Genomic DNA, 15,052 nt, shown 5'->3' with positions numbered 1-15,052 from the left:
CGCATAGAGTCGACCCATAAGTGCGCGCAGAGACGCTTAGCGTATATCTGTGCCCGTTCTATGTCCTGACCCCAAATGCCCGCTGAAGCGTTGTCCACCAGGTCGATCAGGCGGATGGTTCGCGCGGCGCACTGTCACCAGTAGACGCCGGGGAGAGAACCAAATGCGCGTGACGCCATTCATCGCCCTGTCAACAGTGGCGATCGTCCTTGCGGGCTGTTCCAAGCCAGACAGCACAACGTCCAGTTCGGTGATCGAGGCGGCCTCGGCAGCTCCGGCTGGCCGCTATCTGCCCGAATTTACGGCCTCAGGCGATCTGGTGCTGCCCAAGAATTTCGAGAAATGGGTCTATGTCGGCTCGCCGTTGACGCCCAACGCGCTGAACAACGGCAAGGCCAATTTCCCCGAATTCCATAACGTCTATATCGAGCCGGGTTCCTACGATATCTACAAGAAGACGGGCACATTCCCTGAGGGGACGATCCTGTTCAAGGAGTTGCAGCTTACCTTGCCGCAGCAGCATCCGGACGGATCGCGCGATGAAGCTTCTGGGCGCGGCTTCTTTCCCGGCGCGCTCAACGGCGCGGACGTCTCGGTCAAGGACAGCAAGCGCTTTGCGGCAACGCATGGCTGGGGCTATTTCAACTTCAACCATAGCGAGCCCAAGGCAGCGACGGGCAAACTGAAGGCCGCCGCCGACTGCGCCGATTGCCATACGGCCAATGCCAAAAAGGATATGGTCTGGACGCAATTCTATCCGCGGCTCGACCTTTGACCGGCGTTCGACAGCTTCGCTGGGCGATGATCGGCCTTTGCGGGCTGATCCTTGGCCTGTCGGTCGCGGCTTGCGTGCCCGCGTCGAAGGCGATCGTGGCCGATGGCGGCGCGAATGCAAAAGGCAACCTGCATGTGCCGGGCAACTATCGCGACAGCTATCAGTATCTCGGCACTTGGGCCGTCGCGGCGGAGGCAACAGCGGGATCGCAGCAGCTTCACATCGTTTATGCCTCACCTGGCGCCGCCACCGCACACCGTGCCACCGGCCATTTCCCGGACGGCACAACGTTGGTGAAAGAAGTATTCACGGCCAAGACCGGGCCCATGACGACGGGAGTCGTCAGCCGCGCCGATACGCTCATGGGCTGGTTCGTGATGGTCAAAGACAGCAAGAACAGCCATCCCGGCAACAAGCTGTGGGGCGATGGCTGGGGCTGGGCATGGTTTGACGCGGACAAGCCGACCAAGACGACATCGACTGACTATAAGACCGACTGCCTGACCTGCCACCTTCCCGCCAAGGCGACCGACTGGACTTATGTCGAAGGCTATCCGGTTTTGAAGAAATAGCGTGCGCGGTGACCCCGGTTGATCGCCGCGCAGTAATAAACGTCGCTTACCGTCCCGACCATGATGCCGGCTGCCCCAACCTGGCCAGCTTGGATTGAGCGGCGACATCCCGATGCGCAAGGATATGTCTCATCAGGGACATAGATTTCTTGCCCGAAGAAGCACGAAGACCGGCGGCGGTGAAGATCGCTGGATGAATGCACGACCAGAACGCAGGAGAACATCATGACCGATTTGATTGACACCAATCCGCAAACCCGCCGCGCCTTGTTCCGATCCGCCGGAGTCGTTGCGGCGGGTATCGGCATGGCAGGTATCGCAACGCCGCTGCTCGCCGGGGCGGGAAAAACGACCAAAAAATCCACCACAATGAGTTCCGACGTCAGCGTGATGCAGGGCGCGCTTGCACTCGAGCATGAAGGCATTGCCGCTTACCGGATTGCCGGCGGCAGCGGGCTGCTCAGCAAGGGCGTGCTCGACGTGGCGCTGGTGTTCCTCGGCCACCATCAGGGGCACCGCGATTCGCTCGCCAAGCTGATCGCCGCTGCTGGCGGCAAGCCAGTCGAGCCCAAGACCGATGACGAATACATCAAGGAACTGAACATCGCATCGCTCAAATCCGAGGGCGATGTCATCAAGTTCGCGGCCGGCCTGGAGCAGGGCGCGACAAACGCCTATGTCGGCCAGCTCGCCGCCATTAAGGACCACCAGCTGGCGCACCTTTTTGGTCAGCTAGGCACCGACGAGGCCGTTCATTGGGCAATCCTCAACAATGCGGCGGGCGGGACGATCCAAAAAGCTGCGTATCTGTTTGGCTGATATGACAAACCTGAGGCAAAACAAGGCCAGGACCGCCATTGGCGCGGTTCTGGCCGGGATCGCACTGGCGTTCGGCCCCGCCCACGCGCCTGCGCAGGCGGCGGGAAATCCCGTCACTGGGCAGGCGCTCTACCAGGCGAAATGTGGTGGCTGTCATTCACTTGATGCCAACCGGATCGGCCCCGCGCATCGCGGCGTGGTTGGTCGCCGCATCGCGACGGCACCGGGCTTTGCCTATTCGCTCGCAATCAAGAAGCTTCCCGGCGTTTGGACCGCGGCGCTGCTGGACAAGTGGTTGCAAGGACCACAAAAGCTGGCACCGGGCTCAAAAATGTTTCTGACTATACCCGACGCGGACCAGCGGGCCGACATTGTTGCGTATCTGGTCGCTAACGCGTCGTCCGCGCCCGCCAGAAAAGCCAAATAGCGAGGCGGCATGGCGATCGAGCAAGCGGCAGCGCTTCTGACCGAGATCCGCGCGTGCACCCTTTGCGCGGCGCATCTAGCCGCGGGGCCACGCCCGATTGTCCAGTTCAGCGCAACCGCATCAATCGTCATTATCGGCCAGGCGCCGGGGACGCGCGTCCATGAAAGCGGTAGCCCCTGGGACGATGCGAGCGGCGAGCGGCTACGCGACTGGACGGGGCTGAAACCAGATATTTTCTACGATGCCGCGCGGGTTGCGCTGGTGCCGATGGGCTTTTGCTATCCGGGCACCGGTCCCAGTGGCGATCTGCCGCCGCGACCCGAATGCGCGCCAACATGGCATGACGAGGTGATGGCCGTATTGCCAATCCGCCGCCTGACTTTGCTTGTCGGCAGCTATGCCCAAGCGCGTTATCTGCCGTTAACAAAAAGGCAATCGCTCACCGAACGTGTTGCAGACTTTCAGACTCACCTTCCCAGCTATTTTCCATTACCACACCCATCATGGCGCAGTGTCGGATGGATGAAACGCAACCCCTGGTTCGAGGCCGACCTACTTCCCGCGCTTAAGCACGAAGTTCGCGCGCAGGCTCAGTTTCCAAATTAAGATGACACGTTGCTCGGTCCCCTTCGCACCGTCTCAAGCTTTCGGGCTGCGGCCTTGCTGCACCCTTCGATCGCTTCGCGGTTGGCATTTGACGCGCACAATATCAACCGCCAACCCCCTCCTAAGGCGTTGGCGCAACCCGAATCGTGCATTTCACCGTGTCGCGCGATCGGGCAGCGGCCTTGCTGCAACCCTCGATCGCTTCGCGGTTGGCCGTCACGATCTGGTCGGCCCCGACGATCGCGCGGAACGCGGTCGGGCTGGCGCTCTGCATCATGCGCTGCCCTGCTTCCCAACGGGGCAGGTCGAGCGTCCGCGCCGCCATGCGTTCGGGCCATTGCCAGCTCGCCGGCGCGATCTCGCGCGCGACCAGGCCCGGCACGATCGCCCATGCGAGGATGCCAGCCGCCACCCCGCCCAGTCCAAACCATAGCTGCCGGTTTCTCTGGTCGGCCCGCGTCCATGCGGACCCGGCGATGGCGCGAAGGTCGGCCATGATGCGGGCCTTGTCCTCGCCAGCCTTGGCGAGCGCAGCCTGATCCTCGCGCCGCGCGGCGCTGCCCGCTGCCGCGATCCGCTGCGCCATCTGCTCGGGCGTCATCGCCAGCGCCGGAGCCGCTTTCAGGAATTGGCCGATACGCCCGATGTTCTCGGCCGCCGTGTTCACGCCCTGCTGCAGATGGCCCAATGTCTCGCTGTAATCCGGCACGTCGATCGCACCGCGCTCGGCCGCCAAGCCCTCCACGGCACGGCGTAGCAATGCCAGCTCGCGGTCCTGACCTTCTATGACAGCACGCAACCGATCGAACGCCTCTGCGGGGTCGTCGCCTTCCTGATTATCAGCCTGTGCTGAGCCTGTCGAAGTATCCATGTTCATCCTATCGGCTCATGCCGCGATCACGGTCGCGGCCGGACGCGATCGACTGCCCTAGCTCCTGCCCGATCGACCGGCCCCGCTCGATGCTCAACGCCAGCTCGGGCGCGCGGGCGCGCAACACAGATTCGAGCTGTGGGTCGCGGTGCAGCCCGCCCGCGATGTTCTCCATGCGCTTGCCTAATTTTTGAGCACCAGCCTGGTCACCGGTGCTTACCATTTCGGCGTGGGCCTGTTGCATCGTCCGCCAGCCCGCCACGAACCGCTCGGCGCGAAATTCCGGATCGAGCCGCACGCGCTGCTCCTCGGCCATCGCGCGGGCCGCCCCGCTGGTGCTGCCGCCCGCCGCCTGCTCAATCAGCCTGGGGTCGCGCCTTATCGCCGATGCAAGGTCGCGCGCGGCATGGGGTCGGGTGGCGTCCAGCGTCTCGCCAGCCTTGCGCAGCGCGGTTTCCTGATGCGGGAGCACCGGCAGACCCTTGTCGCGCATCCGACCAATATCAGCCGCGACACGCGCATAGCGCTCGATCGCGCGCGTCTGATCGCCTTTTCCGCCAATCACCGGCTCGCTTTTCGCCTTTGCATCCGAAATGGATGTTTCCGGAGAAGGCTTCGGCCGGAACCCGTCGAACATGCCCCTGGCCTTGTCGCGGACCTTCTCGACTACCTGGCGCGCGAGTTCCGGGAACCGGATCTCGCCCCAAATCTCGCGCCGATCGGCGAACGCCCGCGCCTGATCCTGCTCGGGCCGGGCGTAATCGCCCGCCATGTCCTTGCCGCGCTCGCGCGACAGGGCGCGGACAAGCTGGCGCTGATCGGTAAAGTCGTCGCGGCCATAGTGAAGCTGCATGTCATCGCGGTGCCGCGACATGCCGACATAGGCGCTGTGCCGGTCCATGCCGGGGGTAGCGAGGACGTGCGCCCGATCGACCGTCACGCCCTGCGATTTGTGGAACGTCGCCGCATAGCCATAATCGACATGGGCGTAATCCTTCGTGTCGAACGCGACGCCGCGCCCGTCATCGAGGCGCACCGCCATCCCCTCGGGCGATACCCGCTCGATCGTGGCAAGCGTGCCGTTCTTAACCCCCATGCCGCGCTCGTTGCGCAGGAACATGATGCGGTCACCGGTCGCGAACTGCCGGTCGCCCCGCTCGGCCTTCACGGTCACGTCATCGCCAAGATCGCCGGATGCCCGTAACCGGTCTCGCGCCTCGCCATTGAGGCTCTGCACCTCGGCGTTAGTGTGGGTAAGGATGATGCGGGATTTGTCCGGGTCAGCCTGGCGCGCACGATCCCACCCGTCGACCAGCTCGCCCCGCGCCTGCTCGCGGGTATCGGCCGCATGGACCATGCCGCGCCCGTCATAGGCATGGATCGCCTCGCCGGTGCGCCCCGTCGCCAGCGCGCGCGTGGCGTCGCGCTGCCAGTCCTCGCGCTGCCGGCGAATCCCGGTGATCTCGGCCGCGCCGTGGCGTTCGGTGATGCTGCGGAACGCCGCGCCCGCCTCGATCGCCTGCAACTGTTCGGGGTCGCCTACCATGACGACCTTCGCGCCCGCGTCGCGCGCTGCGGACAGCACGCGCTCCAGTGTACGCGAGCCGATCATGCCAGCCTCGTCCACCACCAGCACGTCCTTGGGGCCTAGCTGCTCGCGCCCCTGCCCCCACGCGTGTTCAAGGCTGGCGATGGTGCGGGACTGGATTCCCGATCCGCCCTCAAGGTTCTCGGCCGCGATGCCAGACAAGGCCGCGCCGCGCACCGTGTAGCCCTGACCCTCCCACGCCTCCCGCGCGACGCCAAGCATGGCGGATTTGCCGGTACCGGCATAGCCAATCACATTGGCAATGCCACCCGATCCCGTTATATGCTCCAGTGCGGCCCGCTGTTCTTCCCCGAGCACGAGTCCTTTACTCCCGGCAGTGGCGACAGCCCCCCTGATCGCCGCTGCCGGGAGACCGTGCTCCCCTCTCATCGCCAGCTCGTCGCCCGCGCGCTCAAGCCGGTTCTCCACAGCGATCATGTCGCGGGACGTGAACCGCTCCTGGTCGCGCCCGTCCTTGCCCAGCGCGACCAGCTCGGGCGACGCGCGCACCGCCCCCATCACCTGGTCAAACTGATCCTTGCCGTCGCTGTGGCGGAACGCGAACGTCGCAAGGTCGCGGGTAGTGAACGTGGCCTGCTGCCGGGTGATGGCGTCCAGCGCGACATTGGGATTGGCGATGATCTTCTCGCCGTTCTCGCGAGCGATGCGCGCGTGATCCTCGATCCGCTCCGCCTCAAGGCCCTGCTCCGGACGACGTGATGCGGCCGGGCCTATCTTGTGCTGCGGCTCCAGCTCGATCCCCTGCGCCTCGTAAGAGCGATGGTCGATCCGGCCCTCAAGCCCTAGCTCGGCCATGCGCTCGTTGACGTGCGCCGCCCATGCCTCGCGCCAGTCCTTCAAAAGTGCCCGGTCGTTCCAGTCGCGGTTCTTCTTACCAAAGCCCTCCGGCTCCACGTCGCGCGTCGCCAGCATGACGTGCGCGTGGGGCTTGGGGCTGCCATCCTTCGCCTTGTCCCAATGCACGTTCAGGTCCGCCACCATACCGCGATCGACAAACTGCTTCTTCACGAAGTCCTGCGCGAGCGCGACGCCCTGTTTCTCGTTCATCTCGCGCGGAATCGAGAACTCCACCTCACGGGCAAGCTGGCTATTCTTCTGCGGCTCCCGGGCCTCGATCTCGTTCCACAAGGTCGCGCGGTCGTTTAAACGCTCCGGCGCGCCCTGCGGCAACATCACCTTGGAGTGGATCACGCCCGCCTTGTTGCTGAAGTCGTGATTACGATTCAGCCGGTCGTCATGCAGCTCGGACGCCGACCGATAGGCGGCACTCGCGACGGCGCTCGCGCCTGTCGAGCGGCTGATGACCTTGGCGGAGAAGTGATAGATCGCCATGACGCCCGTTCTTCTGCCACTGCAAGCGACGTCGTGCAACGGCGTATAAGCGCGCACTCACAATTTGCTGCGCTTCTCGTGACTGACTGTGTGGCTTTTACGATAATCCGATTTTACCGCCACCGTTGATGGCGCTAGTGTGGTGCTGACCATACGCGAAAAGGGCGAAGGCGATGCGAAAACCACGCGACTATGACAGCGAGCTGAAGGCGCTGGGCGACAAGGCACGCGCTCTCAAGGCAAAACGGGTCGAACAACTAGGCGAACTGGTTGTTGCGACCGGTGCCGATGCGCTCGATCTCGAAGTGCTCGCCGGTATCCTGCGCCAAGGCATCCTTGAAGCGAAACTGGAAACGACACGGGAGGCCTGGCGCAAGGATGGCGCTGCCTTCTTTCAACGGCGCGGGAAAAAAGGCGGCGGCGTTGCTCCAATCGACGGATCGACTGCTCAAGGTCAACCGAGCGGCGACGCTGCGGGCGCAAGCAGCGGAACGCCGAACGGATAGCAGGGCTTGGGCCGTGCAACGCCGCGAGCGAACCCGTCACCTGATCGAGCTGGGCGGCCTTGTCCAGAAAGCCGGCTTGGTCGAGCTGACCGACGACGATCGCGCCACCCTTTATGGCGCGCTGCTCGATCTGGCGGGACGTGCGCGTGGCGATGATGCCGACGATGTGCTGGCGCTGTGGAAACGGCGCGGCAAGCGCGCGTTCGACGCGGAAGGCGAAGGGAGCGAAGCGCAATGAGCGATTTCGATATCGAGGCGGTGCGCGCCCAAGTCCGCGCGATGGATTTTGTGCACGGATCGCCCGCTGAAATCGCCATGTGGCGCGAGGACATGGCGGAGTCTCGCGCCAACCTCGTGATCGAGGACATGATCCCGACGCCCAACGACGATGCGTTTTTCGACATGCTGCTGGGTGAAGGGGTGTCCCCTCCCCTCGTGTCGCAAATCCTGCTCCGGCTGCTCGATCATCCCGACGCCGATCGATCCTTGCCGATCACGCCAATGCCGGAGTGGAAAACAGCATGACCGCCGCCAAGCCTTTGATCGTTGCCAGCCTGGCCGTCCTTGTAGGCTGCACCCCTGGTCGCGCCGCCGCCAGTGGTCCAGTCAGCGGCTCCTCCGGTGATGGCCGGAACGAATGCCAGCATCGTGACGGTGCGAGTGGACTTCGCGTTACAGGCGCGCTGATGACGGGGCCGCTCATCGGCGGGTAACGCCCGTTAAACTGGCCGTTGGCTGCATGATCCTGACAGCCGCCATCGTCACGTCATTAAAATAGCGTAGGCAAGGGCTAGGAGGATCAACTGATGCGCTCGATAAATCCAATGTTCGAGGATGCGGTGATCGATTGCGTGGCGACCGATCGGCGGCCGAGCGTGCAGGAGCTGTTCTGTGTTGCGCGGCGAATCTGGTCGGACGGCGCCGCCAACCGTTCGGCGTTCCGCTGGGGTCGTCTTGCACCGACCGATACCGAAAAACTACTTGCTCTGCGTGCCGCCCATATCGCCATGTGTGGATCTGTGCTGCAGCACGAGTGACGACGGTGCCCGTTTATTCGGCAATCGGCGGCAGCTTCAATTTGCGCCGCTTGGACGGGCTCGCCTCCTGCGCCGTTACTCGTGGACCGGGCTTGCGCCCCAAGCCGATTTTTTTCGCCATGGCGCGCCGCGTTTCCGAATAACTCTCGGCGACCATCGGATAATCAGCCTTGAGGTTGTAGCGATCCCGATACTGCTCGGGCGTGAGCCCATGACGGCTCAAATGGCGCCGTAGTGTCTTGTACGGCTTGCCGTCGATCAAAGAGAGAATGTGATCCTTCGACGCAAGCGATTTACGTACCGTCACCGCCGGCGCGAACTCCTCCAGCGGCGATTCCTCAGCAGTCGACATGTTCGGTTGATCGATCAACCCTGCGATGCTGGCGTGCATCCGGCTGAGAAATACCGGCACGTCCTCGGCCGCGGCGCGCGTGTTGGGATTGCCGAGCCACGCGATCGTCAGCGCGGTAGCAAGTTCGATTGCGACAGGGCCGGTCTCTATTTCTGTCGTCACTTGGAAAGCTTGTCCTTGAACGCCTTCGCTGGTGTGAAAACGGCCTTGGTTGATGCGGCGATGTCCATGGCTTCGCCGGTCCGGGGATTGCGACCTGTCCGGGCCTCTTTGGCCTTGCTGGCGAACTTGCCAAATCCCGGCAGTGACACTTCCTCACCCCGCGCAACCGCATCGCCGATGTCACCGAATACCCGATCGATGAGCGCCCGCGCCTTGATTGCGCTAAGATCACTTGCCTCGGCGACGCCTTTCACCAGATCGTCCAGCTTCATCAAATTTCTCCCCATGATCGAAATGCCGGAATACCCGTTCCCACCGCCGGCGCAACCGTACATCCCAATATTCACCCAGTGCAGGCAACATGCAGTCGGGTCGGTCACCGTGAGCGCGTTGCCCACCCGTTGTTGACCGAAAAAACCGGTTACTTTGACCAGCGCGAGTTCGCCGGGTTGTTCGACCGGGCGTGAGTTGATCCGCGAAAGCACGAATGCATACACCGCCGCCCGCCGCGCGAAAAGTGAGCTTTAGGGTAGCGTCTCACCGCCTAAAGGGTGGGTTCGCTACGGTTCACAGCCGCAGCGGACCCGGATTGAGCAATATTGAAGCAGCACGGGCATAGCTGATTTAAGCGCCGCTGGCGAGGTTCGCTGCGTCAGGCGCGTCGGTTTGTGTCCAAGGCCTCTTCCCTGCCCTCACCGCGCTCCTGAGCGGCACTGAGGCACAATACCGTCCCGACCTCGCCTTCTTCTTCCCGCTAAGCGCTGCGGCGCTTGCGCCGCTTCTGTGACGCCGAAGGCGGCACTAAACGAAAGCGCATCGGCCATAGGCCGATTCCATTGGACCTTTTCCGTCGTCGATTATCCACAGGCTGAGCTACCCCAAAACTCACTTCTCGTGGTTCAGATTCTATAATTCTTCTGATTCAAGATTCAGGGGCGCGAAAGCCCTGTATTTCTGCGGAAAACTGGCTCCAACGGTGAGGATTGGGGTCGATTCGCGTGAGTTTCGGGGTAGGTTCCGGTGAGCTTTGGGGTCGGTAAAGGTGAGTGATCGGGCTGGGTCTGGTGAGCTTCGGGGTAGCTGATCGACCGGATTGGGAGTGACGGTGAGTTTTGGGGTAGCCGTCTCGCTGTTCCATCGGGGAGCCGGAACATTTGCCTAGCTCACTTTTCGTAGTTAAGGTGAGTCGGTAAGTTCCTCTTGCTCACCGTTGGCCAAGCCTATGTCGCAACCTGCCGTGGTCGATATGACGTTCCGCACGCTGGCCCAAAAGGGGCGTGGGAATCCTTTTGATCCCGCCAATTACGGCGAAATTGTCAAGCCTGGCGAGCTGGTCGATATTGTCGAGCTAAGCCCCCTCACCCTCGCCGATCGCCGTATCTACAACCTGCTCATCGCCAACGCCTGGGAGCGCATTGGCGAGCCGATCATCCACCGCATTGCAAAGTCGGGGCTGAAAGGGACGCACCAAGGCAACGAGCGCGTGGAAAGCTCGCTGCTGCGTCTCATGGGTACCATCGCGATCGTCACGATCCGCAAGGACGGCAAGAGCTACAAGCGCCGCGTCCAGCTCCTCGGCCCCAGCGATGAAAGCCTCGAAAAGGACGGCTTCCTTCACTATCGCATACCGGAAGAGCTGATCGAGATACTACGGAACAGTCAGGTCTATGCCCGCCTCAAGACGCAGGTAATGTATTGCTTCGAGTCGAAATACGCCCTCTGCCTCTATGAGATGATCGAGCGGCGCATCGGTCTGGAATACAAACAGAAAGAGGAGTTTACGATCGAGGAGCTGCGCGGCCTGCTCAACGTGCCCGATGGCAAACTCGAACGCTTTGCCGATCTGAACAAATACTGCCTCAAGGTCGCCGTCGAGGAAATCAACAAGCTTTGCCCCTTTTACGTCGATTTCACGCCGATCAAGAACGGACGCAAGGTCGAACGGGTGGCGCTCCACTGGTTTCCGAAAACGTCCAGCGGCAAGCGCGACGCACAGAACCTGATCGACCAGCACAGCATTGTGCGACGCGCCAAGTTGCGTGGCGGGATTCCCGAACTGCCCGTGCTGGTGGATTTCAGCACTTCGGCCGCGCAACGGTGAGCCGCTACCCCAAAACTCACTTTTCGTTGACGTTAGTATAGGGGTATATTCGTATACTTCTATACACCGCGCGCAACGCGGGTCCTTCCCTTCTTTACGAACAAGTCGTCCAGCGCCTCACCCAATAGATTCTGCACCGTCGTCCCCTCCTCTGCCGCAAGGATTCGGAGCTGCGTGCTGACCTCGGGGGCGAAATGTCCGCCGATCAACTTGGTCCCCTGCCGCCCGGCCTGCGCGGGTTTGGCAGGGGGTGGCGTGGCGCTCAAAGTGGGGGTCGCTGGCGTGTCATCGCCGACCTTGGCACGGTCGAGCATCGCCTGGAGCGTGTTGCCCTTCGCCATTATGCCCCCTCCACCTTATTGTATAGACGTATAGCCGTATACTCGTATAGCCGGTTGATTTCCGCTGCGGCCGGCCCGTTCGGCTCAAACTCCTGCACTGCTTGGCCTACGGCCTGCGCGCGAAAGAACGCCTTGCGGTTGCCGATCGTCACTGGACAAACCGCCGCGCCCAGCTCCTCGACCGCTTTCATGGCATCGCCCGTCTCCTGTCCTTGCGGCGGGACGAATGTCAGCACGACGGCGAAGGCGCGATCGAGCTGCCGCACCACGTCCAGCGTGTGCGTCATGCTCATTGTGTCGAACACCGCCGTCTTGGTCGGCACGAGGATGAAGTCGGCGTGCCGCGCGGCCTCATAGGCAACATCACGTGCGACGGCCGCGCCGTCGATCACCACAAGGTCCGTGCCGGCGTCAGCACAGGCCTTGAGCATCGCCGCGAGCCGCACCGGCTGGATCGAAGCGACGGCGGGCGTGTCGAGCTGGCGCACGTCTTTCCAGAATGAGGCGGTCGCTTGCGGGTCCAGGTCGATGATCGCGGTTTCCTTGCCTGCCTGCTCGGCCGCAACGGCAAGGCACGTCGCCAGCGTCGTTTTGCCGACGCCGCCTTTCTGCGAGAGGATGGCGAGAACCTTCATGCTACACTCCTATGGGTATAGAGTTATACTTGTATACGCATATACGCGTGATGGGAAAGGGAGCATCACGGCTCTGGGCCATCGCTGTCATTGTCGAGCTGGTCATGGTGCATCGGCCCATGCCCCTCGATCGGGCATAGCGGCGCGCCAGCCGTCTCAAGCCATTTGCGTGCGGTCCTGACGGTGTAGCCGCAAGCCTGACACTCGCATTTGAGCATCCGCGCTGCCTGCTTTTTCGGCGCGGTGGTCTGTCCGCCGGTATCGAGCCGGGCGTGGGGGAGGGGGCCTGCGGCGGTAAGGATTGGCGCGATAGCCGCAAGGAACGCATCGCCTGGCGTCGTCGCGCGCATCGGCCCTACTAGCCCCAAGCCCAGCGCGATGCGTTTAAACGGCTTCCCGTGTCCGGCTGCGATGCCGACTGCCGCGTGGACCAGCTCGTGCGCGAGGATCGCCGCGATCTGCGCGGGCATGGCATCGGGCGCGTGCGCGAGGTCCGGGCGGATGAAGATTTCAAAATGGCCGTCCCCGCTGCGGCGGTTATCCCAGCACTCGCCGATCGCCTTGCCCTTGCGCCCCGCGCTGGTGAAGCCGATCGCGACCCGCACGCGGTCGGGGAGGGGGGGTCCCAGCGCCGTAAATAACGGGGCCATGCCAACCGCCACCCGGTTCAGCCAGCTTTCGCGATTGTCCTGCTCCATGTCACCGTTCCCTTCTCAAAATCGCCATCGGGGCGATGGCCTCGGCCATCGGCCTTGCCTCGTGGCGAACAGCGGGGGAGAGAGGGGCAACGGGAATCTGCCGGGGTGGTGCGGGCGCAGCGCAGCGAGCCACGGCCCGGCTGATTGCCGTTGCTGGGGAGAGGGGGCGGCGCTCCCTTTCCCCACTGGACAAGGGACTCGCCGGCAACGCCGGCACCTAGTGGGGGGCGTAGCCACCCTCGCGCGAGGATCGTCACGCGACTGCGCCGAGACGCCGGCACGGCGGCTCGGTCGGAGCCGTCAGGCGGAGATAGAGCCGTGCCCGAAGGGTCGCGCCCGCTCTTATTGATCTCGAAAGGAATCTCGCTTATATTCCTTGCATGGAATACAGCGACCAATGAGCTGGGACGTTGAGAATACCGACGAGTTTGGAGCATGGTTCAGCGATCTGAGCGAGGCCGATCAGGACGCGATCGACTTCACGGTCGATCTTTTGATCGAGCAAGGTCCAAAACTGCGCTTCCCCCACTCGTCGGGGATCAACAATTCGCGGCACTCGCATATGCGCGAGCTGCGAATCCAGAGCGAGGGTCGGCCGCTGCGGGTGTTCTACGCTTTCGATCCCCGGCGCTCGGCGATCCTGCTGATCGGTGGCGACAAGACCGGCGACGGCCGTTTCTATGAACGGCTGATCCCGGTCGCGGACGGGCTTTACGACGTGCATCTGAAGGAACTGAAGCAGGAAGGATTGTTGAAATGAGCGGACATCGCCAGTTCTCCGACCTCAAAAAGGGTTGGAGCCCCGCGCGCCTGGCGCGGAACGAAGCACACAAGACAAAGCTCGCCGACGAGCTGGTCAGCCTGGAACAGTTGCGCGAAGGACTCGGCATCAGCCAGGAGGAGCTGGCGAGCGTGATGGAGGTGCAGCAGCCGGCCATCTCGAAGTTGGTTCGCCGTCCCGACATGAAGGTCAGCACGTTGCGCGACCTGATCGCGGCGATGGGTGGCGAGCTGCACATCACCGCAACCTTTTCCGATCGTTCGGTCGAGATCGGTAATTTTACAGCCTCGGCCGCCTGAGTTAGCCGATGGCCGTCGCTGATGAACCGCCTGCGCCGCCACTCTTTTCACCGACCGCGATCAGGCAGCTCCGCGAGAGGAACCGCGTCGGCCGATCGGCTTTCGCTTACGGCCTCAATATTAGCGCCCGCACTGTCGAGCGGTCGGAAGCTGGAACGATGAAGCCCAGCGGCCCCGCGCGCCGGCTGCTTGGTGTGGTCCAGAAGCACGGTTTCGAGTTTGTCGTCACTGCATAGCAACCGCGAGCGGCGCAACGATGGCAACTTGTATACAGGTATACAGCTAGATCAGCACCCGCGCGACTTCGTCCAACGTCACGTCGTCGGGACGGCGGCCATAGAGCTGGGTGGTGCGCGTGGAAGCATGGTTGGCCATCGTCGCGGCCCGCTCCAGCGTCCCGCCGTTTTTCAGATAGGCGGTGATCCCGGTCGCGCGGAACGAGTGGTTGCCGATCGCCGTCCCGATCTCGGCCGCGACGGCGCGCCGACGCTCCATCTGAAAAGCATTAGCCTGGGGCAGGGGGCTATCGCTCAGCCGCCGCCGCTGCTCCTTATTAAGCGGCGGCGGTAGTCGGCGGGCGTCACGCCGCTCGCTTCGCGGAACCGGGTTGAGAAATGAGCGTGCGTCGAAAAGCCGCAGCGCTGGGCGACCTCGGCAATTGGCAACGCGGTATGGTCCAACAGCTCCCGCGCGGCAGCGATACGTTCGCGCAGCACATAAGCATAGGGCGACACCCCCGTATTGTGCTTGAATGCCCGCACGAAATGGAACCGGCTATACCCTGCCACCATAGCGAGATCCTGCAAGGTGATCCGCTGGCCAATGTTGCCATGAACGAAGTCGCGCACGCGCGACACGATGTGGGGCGCCAGCATCAGCCGGCGACATGGCCGAAATTCGCCCGCCCACGTCGATGTGGTTGCGAGCCGGATCAACAAGGCATCAACATAGAAATCGGCCGACAAGGCCCAATCGGGATCGCCCCGCCCGTTCAGCAAAAGCTCGACCAAATTTGCCGCGTGAACGTCGCCGCGCCCAATTGTCTCCGCAAAGCTAACCGATCCAGGATCACGATCGAACATTTCGCCGACGAGCGATCCAAAATAGTCAGGACAAACGTAAAAATGAG

Annotated in this window: 20 protein-coding genes and 1 pseudogene; 12 read left to right on the top strand and 9 right to left on the bottom strand. The window is 62.9% G+C overall.

Translation table 11 applies throughout. The annotated features are described in order from the left end of the window. The first annotated feature begins 163 nt into the window (after positions 1 to 163). The 5 genes from K5Q19_RS21645 (at position 164) to K5Q19_RS21625 (ending at position 3,199) form a co-directional block, all read left to right on the top strand. A complete protein-coding gene (locus K5Q19_RS21645) occupies positions 164 to 775 on the top strand; it encodes a cytochrome P460 family protein (RefSeq protein WP_292949541.1) in 612 nt (203 codons plus the stop codon). Further along, positions 772 to 1,347 carry a cytochrome P460 family protein gene (locus K5Q19_RS21640; RefSeq protein ID WP_292949538.1) on the top strand — a complete coding sequence of 192 codons (576 nt, stop codon included), beginning with the start codon at positions 772 to 774 and terminating at the stop codon, positions 1,345 to 1,347. Before K5Q19_RS21645 ends, K5Q19_RS21640 begins: the two co-directional genes overlap by 4 nt. A gap of 225 nt (positions 1,348 to 1,572) precedes the next feature. Continuing rightward, positions 1,573 to 2,166, top strand: a complete 594-nt coding sequence (locus K5Q19_RS21635; RefSeq protein WP_292949536.1) for a ferritin-like domain-containing protein — start codon at positions 1,573 to 1,575, stop codon at positions 2,164 to 2,166. Between the two features lies 1 nt (position 2,167). After that, on the top strand, positions 2,168 to 2,593 hold the full coding sequence (locus K5Q19_RS21630; RefSeq protein WP_292949553.1) for a c-type cytochrome: 426 nt from the start codon (positions 2,168 to 2,170) through the stop codon (positions 2,591 to 2,593). Positions 2,594 to 2,602: 9 nt separating this feature from the next. Then, positions 2,603 to 3,199 carry a uracil-DNA glycosylase family protein gene (locus K5Q19_RS21625; RefSeq protein ID WP_292949534.1) on the top strand — a complete coding sequence of 199 codons (597 nt, stop codon included), beginning with the start codon at positions 2,603 to 2,605 and terminating at the stop codon, positions 3,197 to 3,199. Between the two features lie 121 nt (positions 3,200 to 3,320). On the opposite strand, the gene K5Q19_RS21620 is transcribed toward K5Q19_RS21625, so the two are convergent. After that, positions 3,321 to 4,070, bottom strand: a complete 750-nt coding sequence (locus K5Q19_RS21620) for a DUF6118 family protein (RefSeq protein WP_292949531.1) — start codon at positions 4,068 to 4,070, stop codon at positions 3,321 to 3,323. 7 nt (positions 4,071 to 4,077) lie between these two features. After that, the gene (gene traA, locus K5Q19_RS21615; protein ID WP_292949551.1) at positions 4,078 to 7,011 is read right to left on the bottom strand and encodes a Ti-type conjugative transfer relaxase TraA; all 2,934 of its coding nucleotides are present in this window, start codon (positions 7,009 to 7,011) and stop codon (positions 4,078 to 4,080) included. 173 nt (positions 7,012 to 7,184) lie between these two features. On the opposite strand from traA, the gene K5Q19_RS21610 reads away from it, so the two are divergent. The 4 genes from K5Q19_RS21610 to K5Q19_RS21595 all read left to right on the top strand — a co-directional run bounded on the left by K5Q19_RS21610 (position 7,185) and on the right by K5Q19_RS21595 (position 8,554). Further along, positions 7,185 to 7,517, top strand: a complete 333-nt coding sequence (locus K5Q19_RS21610) for a conjugal transfer protein TraD (RefSeq protein ID WP_292949529.1) — start codon at positions 7,185 to 7,187, stop codon at positions 7,515 to 7,517. 13 nt (positions 7,518 to 7,530) lie between these two features. Beyond that, positions 7,531 to 7,755: a conjugal transfer protein TraD gene (locus tag K5Q19_RS21605; RefSeq protein ID WP_292949526.1), complete on the top strand. Its 225-nt coding sequence runs from the start codon at positions 7,531 to 7,533 to the stop codon at positions 7,753 to 7,755. Then, positions 7,752 to 8,042 carry a hypothetical protein gene (locus K5Q19_RS21600; RefSeq protein ID WP_063690216.1) on the top strand — a complete coding sequence of 97 codons (291 nt, stop codon included), beginning with the start codon at positions 7,752 to 7,754 and terminating at the stop codon, positions 8,040 to 8,042. Before K5Q19_RS21605 ends, K5Q19_RS21600 begins: the two co-directional genes overlap by 4 nt. Positions 8,043 to 8,323: 281 nt before the next feature. Next, positions 8,324 to 8,554, top strand: a complete 231-nt coding sequence (locus K5Q19_RS21595) for a hypothetical protein (protein WP_292949519.1) — start codon at positions 8,324 to 8,326, stop codon at positions 8,552 to 8,554. Positions 8,555 to 8,567: 13 nt separating this feature from the next. On the opposite strand, the gene K5Q19_RS21590 is transcribed toward K5Q19_RS21595, so the two are convergent. Further along, entirely contained in the window at positions 8,568 to 9,068 is a 501-nt protein-coding gene (locus K5Q19_RS21590) for a MucR family transcriptional regulator (protein ID WP_292949517.1), read from the bottom strand. Further along, positions 9,065 to 9,340 carry an HU family DNA-binding protein gene (locus K5Q19_RS21585; RefSeq protein WP_292949548.1) on the bottom strand — a complete coding sequence of 92 codons (276 nt, stop codon included), beginning with the start codon at positions 9,338 to 9,340 and terminating at the stop codon, positions 9,065 to 9,067. The genes K5Q19_RS21590 and K5Q19_RS21585 overlap by 4 nt, the downstream gene beginning before the upstream one ends. A gap of 950 nt (positions 9,341 to 10,290) precedes the next feature. Between K5Q19_RS21585 and K5Q19_RS21580 the strand changes: the two genes are divergently transcribed. After that, complete coding sequence (locus K5Q19_RS21580; RefSeq protein WP_292949515.1) at positions 10,291 to 11,169, top strand: replication initiation protein; 879 nt, start codon at positions 10,291 to 10,293, stop codon at positions 11,167 to 11,169. A gap of 59 nt (positions 11,170 to 11,228) precedes the next feature. Here the strand turns inward: K5Q19_RS21580 and K5Q19_RS21575 are convergent, their stop codons facing one another. From K5Q19_RS21575 to K5Q19_RS21565, 3 genes are all read right to left on the bottom strand, one after another. Continuing rightward, positions 11,229 to 11,510 (bottom strand): ribbon-helix-helix domain-containing protein, encoded by a 282-nt coding sequence (locus tag K5Q19_RS21575; RefSeq protein WP_292949513.1) that lies wholly within the window; start codon positions 11,508 to 11,510, stop codon positions 11,229 to 11,231. Next, on the bottom strand, positions 11,510 to 12,145 hold the full coding sequence (locus K5Q19_RS21570; RefSeq protein ID WP_292949511.1) for a ParA family protein: 636 nt from the start codon (positions 12,143 to 12,145) through the stop codon (positions 11,510 to 11,512). Before K5Q19_RS21570 ends, K5Q19_RS21575 begins: the two co-directional genes overlap by 1 nt. Before the next feature lie 65 nt (positions 12,146 to 12,210). Then, positions 12,211 to 12,843: a transcription elongation protein SprT gene (locus K5Q19_RS21565; RefSeq protein ID WP_292949509.1), complete on the bottom strand. Its 633-nt coding sequence runs from the start codon at positions 12,841 to 12,843 to the stop codon at positions 12,211 to 12,213. A 397-nt stretch (positions 12,844 to 13,240) separates the two neighbouring features. Here K5Q19_RS21565 and K5Q19_RS21560 point away from each other — a divergent pair, with 397 nt between their 5' ends. Together K5Q19_RS21560 and K5Q19_RS21555 are read left to right on the top strand one after the other, a co-directional pair. Beyond that, the gene (locus K5Q19_RS21560) at positions 13,241 to 13,603 is read left to right on the top strand and encodes a type II toxin-antitoxin system RelE/ParE family toxin (RefSeq protein WP_292949506.1); all 363 of its coding nucleotides are present in this window, start codon (positions 13,241 to 13,243) and stop codon (positions 13,601 to 13,603) included. Beyond that, positions 13,600 to 13,923, top strand: a complete 324-nt coding sequence (locus K5Q19_RS21555; RefSeq protein WP_292949503.1) for an XRE family transcriptional regulator — start codon at positions 13,600 to 13,602, stop codon at positions 13,921 to 13,923. Before K5Q19_RS21560 ends, K5Q19_RS21555 begins: the two co-directional genes overlap by 4 nt. Before the next feature lie 282 nt (positions 13,924 to 14,205). Here the strand turns inward: K5Q19_RS21555 and K5Q19_RS21550 are convergent. Together K5Q19_RS21550 and K5Q19_RS21545 are read right to left on the bottom strand one after the other, a co-directional pair. Then, a pseudogene (locus K5Q19_RS21550) lies at positions 14,206 to 14,463 on the bottom strand (integrase); the annotation flags it as partial. After that, positions 14,454 to 14,714, bottom strand: a complete 261-nt coding sequence (locus K5Q19_RS21545; protein ID WP_292949544.1) for a helix-turn-helix transcriptional regulator — start codon at positions 14,712 to 14,714, stop codon at positions 14,454 to 14,456. The pseudogene K5Q19_RS21550 and the gene K5Q19_RS21545, both read right to left, overlap by 10 nt. Between the last annotated feature and the right edge of the window lie 338 nt (positions 14,715 to 15,052).

Source organism: Novosphingobium sp., from assembly GCF_019748365.1.
Lineage (GTDB): Bacteria > Pseudomonadota > Alphaproteobacteria > Sphingomonadales > Sphingomonadaceae > Novosphingobium.
This window is presented reverse-complemented; position numbering and strand designations above follow the sequence as displayed.

Coding starts and splice junctions, on each gene's coding strand:
- K5Q19_RS21560 (WP_292949506.1), top strand. CDS start 13,241: ATGAGCTGGGACGTTGAGAATACCGACGAGTTTGGAGCATGGTTCAGC.
- K5Q19_RS21555 (WP_292949503.1), top strand. CDS start 13,600: ATGAGCGGACATCGCCAGTTCTCCGACCTCAAAAAGGGTTGGAGCCCC.
- K5Q19_RS21565 (WP_292949509.1), bottom strand. CDS start 12,843: ATGGAGCAGGACAATCGCGAAAGCTGGCTGAACCGGGTGGCGGTTGGC.
- K5Q19_RS21630 (WP_292949553.1), top strand. CDS start 2,168: ATGACAAACCTGAGGCAAAACAAGGCCAGGACCGCCATTGGCGCGGTT.
- K5Q19_RS21600 (WP_063690216.1), top strand. CDS start 7,752: ATGAGCGATTTCGATATCGAGGCGGTGCGCGCCCAAGTCCGCGCGATG.
- K5Q19_RS21620 (WP_292949531.1), bottom strand. CDS start 4,070: ATGGATACTTCGACAGGCTCAGCACAGGCTGATAATCAGGAAGGCGAC.
- K5Q19_RS21545 (WP_292949544.1), bottom strand. CDS start 14,714: ATGGTGGCAGGGTATAGCCGGTTCCATTTCGTGCGGGCATTCAAGCAC.
- traA (WP_292949551.1), bottom strand. CDS start 7,011: ATGGCGATCTATCACTTCTCCGCCAAGGTCATCAGCCGCTCGACAGGC.
- K5Q19_RS21580 (WP_292949515.1), top strand. CDS start 10,291: ATGTCGCAACCTGCCGTGGTCGATATGACGTTCCGCACGCTGGCCCAA.
- K5Q19_RS21635 (WP_292949536.1), top strand. CDS start 1,573: ATGACCGATTTGATTGACACCAATCCGCAAACCCGCCGCGCCTTGTTC.
- K5Q19_RS21610 (WP_292949529.1), top strand. CDS start 7,185: ATGCGAAAACCACGCGACTATGACAGCGAGCTGAAGGCGCTGGGCGAC.
- K5Q19_RS21570 (WP_292949511.1), bottom strand. CDS start 12,145: ATGAAGGTTCTCGCCATCCTCTCGCAGAAAGGCGGCGTCGGCAAAACG.
- K5Q19_RS21575 (WP_292949513.1), bottom strand. CDS start 11,510: ATGGCGAAGGGCAACACGCTCCAGGCGATGCTCGACCGTGCCAAGGTC.
- K5Q19_RS21585 (WP_292949548.1), bottom strand. CDS start 9,340: ATGAAGCTGGACGATCTGGTGAAAGGCGTCGCCGAGGCAAGTGATCTT.
- K5Q19_RS21595 (WP_292949519.1), top strand. CDS start 8,324: ATGCGCTCGATAAATCCAATGTTCGAGGATGCGGTGATCGATTGCGTG.
- K5Q19_RS21625 (WP_292949534.1), top strand. CDS start 2,603: ATGGCGATCGAGCAAGCGGCAGCGCTTCTGACCGAGATCCGCGCGTGC.
- K5Q19_RS21645 (WP_292949541.1), top strand. CDS start 164: ATGCGCGTGACGCCATTCATCGCCCTGTCAACAGTGGCGATCGTCCTT.